Raw genomic sequence first — 12,388 nt, forward strand, 5'->3', positions numbered from 1 at the left:
TGAAGTGATTCTACTGTTAATATTAAAGCGATATGAGCGTGTTTAAATTATTGGGTCAAAATGCCCTGAGGAATCGTCAGTTTTTTGATGAGAAACCTCCACTAATTTTTTCGCCTTGGTACCACGCATAAAGCGCGGTACCAAAAATGACTCAATTACTAACCCCAAAAAAGCAGAATCACTTTATGATCATGAGCCATTTTGAGGATGGATCAATCTTTTGATTATTATTAGGGTTTCCCGCCGTATAATGTTTGCTCATTAAAGTGCTGGTGGCGCTATCAAATTTATTTCTACCAAGGTGTTTTTTGAGACAATTACTTACTGTTTCAGTAGAAGTACCTGAACAGAATGCTTGGTTGAAATCATAATATTGATTGAGTTGGCTTTTACCCGCACTAGTTCCAATAAAATGGTAGGTTATATAATCTTTTAATTGCCATGGGGCACTTTCATTCTGCCTCGATAAAACTAAGGTTTTAAAGGAAGACGCATTGCCGTGATCCGGTCCAAGAGACGCTGAATAAACGATAGGAATGACATCACCTTTATTTTCAATCTTAATCGCATGGATTTCATCAAAATGAGTATGGGCGGCGACCATACCGATAATAATATCTGGATAAGTTTTTATGATTTTTTTGAATGGCTCTTTGTATTTTGACTCCCAGCTCTGAGGTGGGATGTGCATGGCTAAAATAACTTGCTCATGCTTTGCTTTACTTGTTTTCAGTTCTTCTTCTAACCATTGCAGTTCTTCCGGAGCTCCTTCCCTAGAGGGGGAAAATTGAGGTCTTGAGACAAATACAACACTATTTAATGAAATAAGCTTGAGATGATCTCCTAGATAAGCAGTGTAATAGCCATATTTTGGGTTTTGATTCTGAATACACGTTTCTCCATTAAAGGGACATTGGCGTCCAGTGGATAAAAATCCATCATTATTACCTGTTATCGCTTTTAACAAATCGGAAACAGATTCATCACCATAGGTGAATTGACCATAATCTCTTTGCAACGAATCATTATTACCAAACACATATAAGTAAGGGGATGGATTTATTTTTTCAAACAGTTGTTCAAAAACTAAATTAATATTCTCTCTGGTTTTCTTACGTTTATATGCATTATGGGCGGGTAGGTCACCAAGCAATAGAACTGCATGACGTCTTTCTTGATGTAAGTCGATTTGTTCGCCAATTTTCGCGATTAATGTTTTGAAACTTTGTGGATCCAATTCTTCGGAAGTATTAGGTAGCGGATTTATATGAGCCGTTTGCCGTTTTGTAATATCCACATGAGGGTCAGAAATTAAAAGCACATCCATTTGATTTTGATTGCTTTCGCTTGCTGCCATTGAAGAGAACGAAACCCAACAGAGTAATGCTGTGGCCCAAGCCATTATGAATTTATTGAAGGACATCTTTTATCTCCTTGTTTTTGATTTAAAGTGACTTACTGCATTTGAAAAATGCTGCAAGTTTTCATTTTCTCCACAATGATAGTGCCGTTGATCTCGGTGGCGATTAAAATAATGCAAAATTTTCTGTAAATTACTATTTATTTACAGGGATATGTTCAAAAATTGTAAAAATCAAGTGATGATTCATATATCAGACTTTTTTGAAAACTCCTCCATAGGCATTGATTATAGTTTTTGAGGAGCGTTCGGTTCCAGTTAGTTCTCAATCAAGCATGTTGTAACGAAAGAAGATTTAACTCTATTCGACTCCATTGAAGTGTTTTACAATCGATAGGAGTATAGGTGATTAACTATTTGGGTAATTTTGAGTTGGCAGTATAAAGGACTCCAGCTTTGTGAACCCGGAATTTTCCTATAACGAAAATTCAATTTGAATCATCAAAACAATTCATCGTAAATAAATCTCGGAGGAATAAGAGCAATGGAGGGTGTGTTCATTTGTTTAGTACTTCTTTTTCTGATGGTGATCTCTGGGGTAATTACACGTTTTGTTTCTTTCCTGCCGACCCCATTAATCCAAATTACTCTAGGGGCACTTATAGCAATATTGTTTCCCACCTTTGATGTAGGATTTAATCCGGAAGTATTTATGTTGTTGTTTATTCCTCCTTTATTATTTAATGACAGTTGGCATTTTCCGAAACGGGAGTTTTTACTTTATACCCGACCTATTATTATGCTGTCCATTGGCTTAGTATTTTTTACTGTGGCGGGAATTGGTTATTTGGTTCATTGGTTAATTCCTCTCATCCCCTTGCCTGCTGCTTTTGCATTGGCTGCAGCTCTTTCTCCGACAGATGCTGTATCGCTCCGCTCCATGACCGCTGGAACGCGAATACCTGAACGAATTATGCACATCTTGCAAGGAGAAGCACTTTTAAATGATGCCTCAGCCTTGGTTTCATTTAAACTGGCTGTTGTTGCCATGTTAACTGGCGTGTTTTCACTCAAGGAGGCAGTAGGGAGCTTGTTATTTATTAGTGCAGGAGGAATTGCTGTTGGTGTTATTCTTACCTATATTTTTATTTCACTTTTAGGAAAGTTAAGCAAGCACAGTGCTCATGAGACAACCACTGAAAATTTATTATTGCTGCTTTTACCTTTTACTGTATATCTTGTTGCAGAAAAATTAGGTTTTTCAGGAGTACTGGCCGCTGTTGCTGCAGGCTTCACTATTGATAGAGCTGGATTTTTAGACCGAACAATGGCCAAAATGCGTATCGAAGGTCATTTTGTTTGGGGAGTACTCGATCTTACATTAAATGGAATTATCTTTATTCTTTTGGGGTTATACTTGCCTCATTCGATTAAATTCTTTGCGACAACAGGTTACAGTTTCTCCGAATATGCACTGATAGTCGTTTTTATTACTGCAACCTTAATTTTACTTCGCACGGCATGGATTTATTTAACGCTGCCTTTTGAGGCATTAATTTCCAGACGCAATCGTAGTTCCTGGCGTTTCCCTAACATCCAAATAATGAGTACTTTTTCACTCGGAGGTGTACGCGGGGCAATTGCTTTGGCTGCGATTTTATCTTTACCCCATATGATCCATGGAGAGCCTTTTCCTGCACGAAAACTTTTAATTATTCTTGTCATTGGTGTTGTTCTTTGTTCTCTATTAATTAGCAGTCTGCTCTTGCCGTTAATTACACCGGGTTTGAAAAACTTAATCCATAGGCACACACAAGAGGAAGAAAATGAAGCCGTGCTTGCATTATCCAAGGCTGCAGTTGAAGCAATTAAAATAAAAATGAAGAGTTTATGTGACGATGTAAATGAGCGGGATAGGGCTGTGTGTATCGAAGTTGCAGATAAATTAATGGCCACGTTTAATCAATTTATTGTATCAAATCAGGGTACTGAGAGTGAAAAACTCGAGGGCATATTAGCTTTAACCTTCGAACGCCAATTACGGTATGCTGCTTTAGAAGGAGCCCATCAGGAGTTGCGTACATTGAGGAAAGAAAGAAAAATCAACAATACGACAATGATGAAAATTATTTCTAGATTGGATTTGCGACAAATTACTTTATATTCGGAACATCAAACAATTTCCAGTTTAGGAAAAACAATACAAGGCGCAAAAAATATTATTGGCACAAGTTGAATAAGCGAATAGAGTGGGATTCTCCCAATGCTTTTTGTAGTTTCTGCTACACTCTATTTATATAAGAGTAGAAGAATAGCAAATGTAGTCTATATTAATTGAGCGTCAGATCTTTTTCGGATTGTGTTCGTGAAGTTAATAGTTGTATCTATTTTTTGCAGACAGACTCTAAGTCAGTTTCATTTGAAGTGCAGGGTATCGTATGGCTAAGAAATTAAAAACAATAGTTAAAAAAGGCACCACAACAACCACTAAAGAACAAAGTCTTCACTCAGATCATCATCCCCAACTATTCGGTAAAACATTAATCTGGAACATAGATAAAGATAATGCCAATGATGATTTGGAAATGAAAGCTTTTGCCATCGCCCAAAAAATTAACAAAGGAGAGGTTACGAGTGGCATGTTGCAGGAAGTACCTCATGATTCCCAAGAAAAATTAATCGCTAATATCCAGAAGTATTTAGATCCCAAGCAAAAATTGAGCATGAGGTACAATCAAAATGGTACTCATCCTTTTGGAAATCTCACGTTCAGTTGTAATCCAGTTACACCTACCCCTAATCAAGCATTAGAAAAAGATGTCAAAAAGCTACAACAAAAATATGAAGATTCAGGTGCATCTAAGGGACAGGTTTTAATCACATTAGTCGAAGATGAGAATGGCAAAAAAAGACTTTTGGTCAATGTGCATGCTGAAAGCCCTCCAAAACCTGGAGCTCCTCTAAGAACGCGTCATCCTCCAACTCCTCGAGTCGATCTTAATCAAGTGATGAAAGACATGGAGCAGTTCAGAAAAAATCATAGGGACATCGATGTGGTTGTGGGTGGCGATATGAATAAAGGACGTAAGAGTTTGCCTAAGGAAATGCCCAACTATCAATCGAATCCCAATTTTAGATATCAACACAGTGAACCGAATACGGCCTTTAAACAAGACGGTGCAGGTGTTGCCGTGGACGCTGTTTTCTCCACGGAACAAGGAGTAGATTTAAAAACACAAAAGGATATGAATTTTTTTAATAGAGATTTTGAGAAAGCATTTGATAAAAGCAAAAAAGAAAAAGAAAAATTAGCACAACAAGAAAAAATGAAGCCCGTGGTTGATTTACAAAAAAATCTTAAAAGCAGTCCTGCTTTTACTACTGCAACTGTGCATACGGGTAATTATCAGCAAAAAATTAAGCAAGATACCCAACAGGATTTTCCTGTAAAATTAGTTTTTCAAGATGCACGCCAAGCGCGACAATTTACCAATCACGTTGCATTAAGAGATAAGAAAAATTTATTTCAAAATGAAAATGAAATTTATCTCACTCAGGGAGCAGTTGCCAAGATATTAACCCTTGATATTAATCAACCAAAACTTGTATTTACTCATGTGCATCAAGGTGAAAAACTTTCTACACAAAGAAAAGAAGAGTTACAGCAAAGTTGTGTGGAACAAATAAAAGCAGTTACAGGGAAACAAATTTCTGCAGCACCCACTGTTCAATATGAAAATACTAAAATACGTCAAGATACACGTGGAGAAATAGACTATTCCATGAAACTGACCTTTGCGAATAAGGAGGAAGCTCGCGCGTTTAGTGATGCAATGGGTTATAAAAATAAAACTCTATTATTTCAAAAGGGTGATACAGTATATATCGCAAAAGAAGCTGAAGCTGATTTTCTTAAAAAGATGTGTAAAACGGAAAATACCGCAAGTTTCAAAACACATTTGGCAACGCTCAAATCATCCTCGCCACCACAATTATCTCAACCTAAAGAATCACCAGAAGAGATTGTGATGAGCGTACCTAAAAGTGCTAAGGGACCTCTATAAAATGAACTTTATTTTTATGGGTTTTCTTTTTCTTGTCGGAAGTGGTAATTCAATACCTAATGCTTCGAGAGGAAGGCTGTAGCTTTCTGGCGAAACTACTATCCGCTTCCTTTGGAAAACACTTCCATCATGCTGTTGCTCAGAATATAATTTTTTACTTCCCCCCGAAACAAGCAGCAAGCGTTACTGCATTCCTTGCAGGAAGCCAATGACCGTAATTTTCTCCATGCCAACGAAGGGTTTCCTTAAGTTTGGCGCGCACAACTTGCTGTGTAAGGCCTTCACGGCTAATCCACTGAGCACAGCGTTTTTTAATTTGCCTACGAATTTGGTTTCGGTTAAAAGAGTATCGGCAAGGGTTATACGCTTCATTTAAATTATCTGAGATATAGGGCTTGAGTAGATTTTCCCTAGTGACGTGCTTGGAAAACTCCCATTGATTTCCATTCAAAACCAGGATTGGAGGAAGTGTGCGTTTGCCAATTTTTACGCTATGGCCAAGATTCATATAAAATTTCCATCCAGCATAATTCGCTGATAAGTCTCCGTTGGAATAAACGCCATTAGCTAATGTGCCTAAATAAGTTTGTTCTAGGATTTGACCATATAAAACAATCGCAGCATGGGCTTGTTCCGCAGATTTTCCATGATCAAGATAATACATATAAATTTTGTAGTAGGTATGGCCCATCATGAAAAAATGGCCTAGCTTATCCGTACCAAAATAATAGCCATACATATTGATTGTGGGGGCAAGTCCAATTAAAAATACGGGAGACTGGGAAAAAACCAGCCAATAAACCGTTTTCCAAGGCAAGGCTTCTTTATAGAGTAGCGGTTTGGATTCTTTAGGTAAACGGCGCAACCAACGTGGAAAACCAGGACCAGTATATTTATATACCAAATCGGCGAGGTAGTTATCGTTACGACGTGATGCCAATTGTGATGCGGCATGTCGGCTACGTTGAGCCCTTGGTAGGAGCATTCGTATTTCAGAATTGGTTTGAGCAATCACTTTTTCAAGCACTTCATAAAGTCTGTAGCTTGCCGCCGGCCCGATGTCTTGCAGTTCGCCAGGTGGAAGGGTAAATTGATCGGTTTCTTCTGCTTGCGTTTGCTGTATTCCAAAAATGCTAATTAATACAATTAAAAAGAAAATCCTTGTAAACGCCATAGTTTCTTCCCTTTCCTAAATCATTAGGACATTAGAATACAAAAGCTTTCCCACTGTCTAGAAAAATTGATTATGTCATATAATTTTCAATGAATGGAGGATGAATAGCAGGACTTAACTTTAAGTTAAGGTTAAAGGTTTAATATATTAGTTATATAAAAGAAGATTGACTAATTTAGATAAATAAAACGAGTTATCTAATTAAAAGAATTTCAGCATTTATAATGCTATTGAGGTACCAATGTCAAAAAAGCAAAAAGTAAATACTGGGCAACATCTAGTTATCCCGAATCTCAATAAATACCTCAAATATCATAATTTGCCAATCAAGTTAGATGAAGATGGAATTTGCAATGCCTTGGCTACTTTATACATTCAATATGTATTAGAAGGAAAAGAAAAGGAATTTGTGACGCTTTTATCGGTTATTGCCCAAAAGATTCCTCCAACAAGTGATCTTGATGCAAAATTATTTAGTTTGGTAGAAAAAATAATTGCATTGCAAGTAAGCGATAGTCAAAGTACCCGCAATAAATACAGCCAATCTAACTCGCATGAGCAGATAGAAGTAAAAGGTAAAGAATTGCAATCGATTTTCCAAATAGGACTTAAAACAAGTTACAAAAATTGGGCTGAAATAATAAAACAAATTGATTTAAAACCAAATGAGGCAATGCGTGTTTGTTCTTTAGATCACGCTATTGCTATTGTACGTGACGGCAATGGATATAAAGTATATGACCCTAATAATTCGATAGTAAGTAAGCAATTCAATGATGTAACCAAGATGACGAAGTGGTTATCAAGTACAGCATATAATTTTTCGATACTTCCTTTTGGGCATACGACGCTTGATATGCATATAGATGTCATAAGCACTGATCTTCAAAGTGATAGAACATTTCCAGATAAGAAAACACTGTTGGATAAGTATTTAACACCAGTACAAAAAAAATTAAATCATAAGGTTGGTGGCGGCTTACACTTTGCTATGCGATATGATGACGCTGAGACTACTGAATATATTTTCAATGACAGTAAAACCCGATTATCGGATAGTGAACTTTCGAATGCCGGAGTGGTGGCAATCAGGTATGATTCAGCAAAGGCTCTTGAGAAACTCATACATAAACTACAAAAAGAGAATAAAGCTGAATTACTAGGGCCTTTGTTCATGGTTTCTTGTCAAGAGGGTAGTTATAGATGCTTTGAGAAGTTATTGCAAATAGAAGAAATAAGAGATCTGTACCATGAGCTTATTTCTGATGCTCATGAAATGATATTAAAAAGAGCTTTTGAAGGCCTGAATGAGTACTTAATAAGTAGAGTAGTGGATGACGTTGTAAATAAACATACTGCCAGTGTTTTTACTCCGGAATTCCTATCTGAGTTGATTGATATCTCTATTAAGGAGAAAAATTATCAAGGTGTCAAACTTCTTGCGGAAAAAATTAATGGTTTGGATAAAAAAATTGATGCTCCAGAGGAGCGATTAAGATTTTTAAAGCACGCAATAAAGCAAAATGATCCTTTAATGGTTCGAGTATTAATCGAAAAGCTTAAAATGACAAAAGAAGAGTTAAATTGTCTGAGTATAAGCATGACCATGATAAATAAACAAAATGTTGAAATATTCACCATATTAAAAGGGAAGGGTTATGAGTTTTCGTCTCAAGCTGCTGATTTAATCGAAAGAAAACAAAAGAACAGTATTGGTTTTTTGAAGAGTTTGGGCATGGCATTGGTTTGTTTTTCAGAGTTCCTTTTACAGCAGAACAAAATTAAAATAGATGAGAAAAAAATCGAATTGTTTTCTTTTTTCAAAAAGCAATTTGGAGGGATCGTAAAACCTACTGAAGGGATATCAGAAAAAAATCATGTTGATTTATCGATTAAAACATCGTAGATCGTAATAGCCTTCTATGAAACAGTTTTATTTAAAGTGGGTTGGGGTTGGCGCATAAAAGTCAAGGAAGGCTCTGATCTTAGGCAGTTCCGACCCGTGAGGCTGATAAAAAGTAAAAATTTCATATCGTTTAAATTCGATTTCTGGAAGAACTTGGATTAGCGTTTTTTCCTTAAGTGCATGTTCAACCAACCGCTCACCTGTTAAAAAGAGACCTATTCCGTTTTTACATGCCTGGTTTAGCGCATTAAAATCATCCATAAAAAGTATTGGTTTGGGACAGGGTAGGTGCATTCCATTTTCTAGCGGGAGTTCTGTGGCTGGTTTCCTTAAGCTATGCGAAATAAAAGGAAATGACATGAGATCAGAGGCCTGAGTCGGCATGCCATATTTTTCAATTAAGCATGGGGCTGCACAAAGGATATTAGTAACAGGGCGCATCTTTCTATATTTTAACTGATCGGTAAAAGGTGGAATCTCGGGAAAGCCAACCATTACATCGATGTCTTTTCGTGCCAAATCATTGTCGTGCTCAGAAAATAAAAACTCACACTCAAGTAAGGGGTATCGCTCCATAAAATCAGTAAGCCGGTCTAAAATTAACTCGCGTGCAAGAATGGTCGAAACCAAAATAGTAATTTGTCCCTGAGGAACTGTGTGTCGTGATTCAACAAACTGCTCGATGCGTTGGGTTTCTTGAAGCAATCGCTGACATTTTTCCAGAAGCAGGATACCAAATAAAGTCAGCTGAACCTTACGTGTATCTCGAATAAAGAGTTTGTCACCCAATTGATTTTCCAGATTTTTAATTTGCTTGCTCACAGCGGTTGCCGTGATACCCAGCTCCTCTGCGGCGCGATTGTAATTGAGATACTCTGCAACTTTTATGAAACATCTTAATTGAGAAAGATTAAACACAATAAATAATTAGCTGTTAAACATATGTATTATTATAAACTAATAGTTCATAATTGCGGAAATAATGTTGATTAATATTGGAACAATTAATGTGTAGAATATAAATAAATCAAAGCACTTAGAGGTTTATTATGAAATATCAATATCATCATGTGGGAATACCGGTCACTGAACCTCGTCCAGGCGAGCGTTATAGTTCGGTTATGGACATGTACACCTCAGGAGGAGAGTTACCTGGTCGAATTCAATATCATCGGTTTGGCCCTAATTGTCCCTTACATGAATTGATTCAAACTCAACCGCATATAGCGTATAAGGTTGATAGCATTAATGAAGCGATAAAAGGAAAACATGTTCTTCTGGAACCCTATGTTCCGTTAAAAAATTTTAAAGTGGCTATGGTCGAGGAACATGGGGCCATCATTGAGTTCATTGAAACAAGCTTGTCTGAAGATGAAATATGGGATGACTCAAAGCACCAGGATTCAATGTTGTACCCTAAAGAATAAGCCTGGCTGCTTGCAGCCAGGATCTATTGGAATTCATCCTAAGCGTATCTTGGTTGCCTCCAGTTCATCGTATTTTAAATGAAAATCAAATAATATCAGTAATGTTAAAAACTGATAAAATGTTTACACTATCATACCCAATGATTTAAAATGCGCCAATTTGATCAATGTTGAGGTTGTTTTATGTTTGGTAAATTGTTAGAAAGTTCAATAGGGCTAAGTATGCGGTATTACTCCAACCAAGTGTATGAAACTGCAGTAAGTCTTTTCCATCAAGTTGAACGATTTGGATTGGGTTATACTAGGGAATTTATCCAAGATCCTAAAGCGATGCTCCAAACATTAATCACTGAAGCACGAAGCAGTAAAGAAGGTTATAGTGTGATTAGCTTGGGATATTTGGGTGGAAACTATGCAGTAATTACCCCAAGGTCTCAGCCTCAGCTGGTTGAACTAATCAATCAATTTGACAAAGAACAATCGAGCCGCAAGGGGCATGCCTCGTTTAAATTTTTTTCTGGGAACGATTTTTTTATTATTTCAGATATTGGACATGATGCGATGGTATCGAGAAAAAACCTCTCTCGTTTTCTTACCCCATCACGACTTGCTTATCCCACGATCACAGAAATTGAAAAAACGGTAGCTGTTGATGCAGACATTCCAACCAGGCATACAGTCTGCGGCATTGTTCGGGCTGTTATGGTAGAAAATATGCTCGGTATCAAACGATTACCGGACGATACTTATGATGTAATGGAGTCATATAGAAATGATGTAAAGCGGTGGGGCGCATTTCCCTTTCCTGAATTACTTAATTTTATGCCAAGTTTAAGAAAAAAACGGGATGTTTACCGTGCTTTTTCAAGCAGTATTTTAGAGCATGAATTCAAAAATGTGGTTGAAGTACTTCATCAAGATGCTCATCCAGGAAATGCTAATTTAATTGCTGCCTCTATAGTTAGTTTATTTAAAGAAGAAAATTCAGGGTTTACCGAGGAAGAGCTGGCATCAGCTTTAAAATCTTTGAGTACTCAGGAGATTAGAAGATATTTTGAAAACCCCATTGTTCAATCCTTACCGATGATTCTAAAAGCTGCAGATAACCTCACTGATGCAATTGTACTCTGTCTCGAACAAATTGCAGCAGACCCTAAAAAATTTGAAATGCTTCATGATGAAATTGAAAGATCCCATTTTGTGCTGGATGAACAGTTAGATATTAGAGCTCTTAAATCATTGCCTGTGTTAGATGCTTTTTATAAAGAGTCAGTTCGGTTTGATGCACCTGCGGCAGTACCCAGATATACCCAAAAAGGATATTCATCTGATTCAATGACCATCCCTCCCAATACAATGATTATATTTGATTTGCATGCTTTAGCTAAAGGAAAGCAATACTGGACTAATCCAAATGAATTTGACCCGACACGTTTTTTGCAAGCGGAGCAACAACACGTTGATGAAGAGGGGGAAATGAGCGTTAAAAACAACCATCATACAATAGGCCAATTCCCATTTGTCCCTTTTTCGGTGGGCATGCGTAATTGTCCAGCATTTGCAGTGACCGAGGTTTTATTTAAAGTGGCTATTGCGAAATTTGTTTCAGACTACCAACTTCAATTTGTTAAAAAAGGCAGTGATGATTCAACCTTGCATATTACCTCCCAAGATAAATCTTTTAAATTAACACAATAGAACCTTGAACGAGTAAGTTTAGGATGGAGCAGGACCCGACCCTAAACTTGCCGAACTGACATTAGTGATTTGTTTATAATGGGATTTAAGCAATTCATCGAGCGTGTTTAACTCATTGAGAGGTTTTTTTGCTGATTCTGTGAGTGCACTGAATTTTTTTGTTCCTTCGGGGGATAACTGATGTAAATCTCCCAAAGTCAGGTATAGAGGGCTATGTACTTCAGTAATCGTACAATAAACTATTGATTCAGAGGTGTTAGGCTTTTTTACGGTTAATTGATAGATGTGCACAGCGGCTGATTTTTCAGCCGTATTCATCTTGTTTTTTGCAATCTCAGGTAATTCAGTAATGCCAAAATATACATCTTCTTTTGCCAGATCAATTCCATCGTCTTTAATTGTTTGTCCAATAGTGCTTCCACTGACAATTTTATTATGTGTCTCTTTCAACCAAAGGGGAACTGGTAAAGAGAAATGAACAACTGCAAGAGTTCGCATGACACCATTTGAATTTAAATTGGATATACGAACATTGTTTTCTTGTAAAATGAGCTCTACTCCATAGTTGCCAAATATGAGTTTAATTCGTTGACTGTTTAGCAAACCCTGCATCTTCTCAAGTTCATCGAGTTTCCTACACGTCATGTGTTGATTTACTTTCTTACCTGGCTGGAAAAAAGTGTCAATTTTGGAAGTTGAGGTAGTTACTTTGGAATACATTTAAAAATCCGTAAGCTTAAAATATTTCAGAGACTGGAT

At 37.0% G+C, this 12,388-nt stretch carries 9 protein-coding genes; 5 read left to right on the forward strand and 4 right to left on the reverse strand.

Annotated elements, in window-relative coordinates:
- Positions 1-178: 178 nt before the first annotated feature.
- Entirely contained in the window at positions 179-1,423 is a 1,245-nt protein-coding gene (locus LXO92_RS04705) for a metallophosphoesterase (protein WP_182351564.1), read from the reverse strand.
- A 481-nt stretch (positions 1,424-1,904) separates the two neighbouring features.
- Here LXO92_RS04705 and LXO92_RS04710 point away from each other — a divergent pair, with 481 nt between their 5' ends.
- Both LXO92_RS04710 and LXO92_RS04715 read left to right on the forward strand, forming a co-directional pair.
- Entirely contained in the window at positions 1,905-3,596 is a 1,692-nt protein-coding gene (locus LXO92_RS04710; protein WP_182351565.1) for a Na+/H+ antiporter, read from the forward strand.
- A 202-nt stretch (positions 3,597-3,798) separates the two neighbouring features.
- On the forward strand, positions 3,799-5,424 hold the full coding sequence (locus LXO92_RS04715; RefSeq protein WP_232890462.1) for an exonuclease/endonuclease/phosphatase family protein: 1,626 nt from the start codon (positions 3,799-3,801) through the stop codon (positions 5,422-5,424).
- Between the two features lie 154 nt (positions 5,425-5,578).
- Here LXO92_RS04715 and LXO92_RS04720 read toward each other — a convergent pair whose 3' ends face one another.
- Positions 5,579-6,598 (reverse strand): hypothetical protein, encoded by a 1,020-nt coding sequence (locus LXO92_RS04720; protein ID WP_182351567.1) that lies wholly within the window; start codon positions 6,596-6,598, stop codon positions 5,579-5,581.
- Positions 6,599-6,839: 241 nt separating this feature from the next.
- Between LXO92_RS04720 and LXO92_RS04725 the strand changes: the two genes are divergently transcribed.
- Positions 6,840-8,504, forward strand: coding sequence for a hypothetical protein (locus LXO92_RS04725; protein ID WP_232890463.1), 1,665 nt, complete (start codon positions 6,840-6,842; stop codon positions 8,502-8,504).
- A gap of 27 nt (positions 8,505-8,531) precedes the next feature.
- Here the strand turns inward: LXO92_RS04725 and LXO92_RS04730 are convergent, their stop codons facing one another.
- Positions 8,532-9,422: a LysR family transcriptional regulator gene (locus LXO92_RS04730; RefSeq protein WP_232890464.1), complete on the reverse strand. Its 891-nt coding sequence runs from the start codon at positions 9,420-9,422 to the stop codon at positions 8,532-8,534.
- A 131-nt stretch (positions 9,423-9,553) separates the two neighbouring features.
- On the opposite strand from LXO92_RS04730, the gene LXO92_RS04735 reads away from it, so the two are divergent.
- Positions 9,554-9,931, forward strand: coding sequence for a helicase (locus LXO92_RS04735; protein WP_182351570.1), 378 nt, complete (start codon positions 9,554-9,556; stop codon positions 9,929-9,931).
- Positions 9,932-10,114: 183 nt separating this feature from the next.
- The gene (locus tag LXO92_RS04740) at positions 10,115-11,629 is read left to right on the forward strand and encodes a cytochrome P450 (protein WP_232890465.1); all 1,515 of its coding nucleotides are present in this window, start codon (positions 10,115-10,117) and stop codon (positions 11,627-11,629) included.
- Positions 11,630-11,647: 18 nt separating this feature from the next.
- Here the strand turns inward: LXO92_RS04740 and LXO92_RS04745 are convergent, their stop codons facing one another.
- Complete coding sequence (locus LXO92_RS04745) at positions 11,648-12,349, reverse strand: hypothetical protein (protein WP_232890466.1); 702 nt, start codon at positions 12,347-12,349, stop codon at positions 11,648-11,650.
- Between the last annotated feature and the right edge of the window lie 39 nt (positions 12,350-12,388).

Source organism: Legionella resiliens (assembly GCF_021344005.1).
GTDB lineage: Bacteria > Pseudomonadota > Gammaproteobacteria > Legionellales > Legionellaceae > Legionella > Legionella resiliens.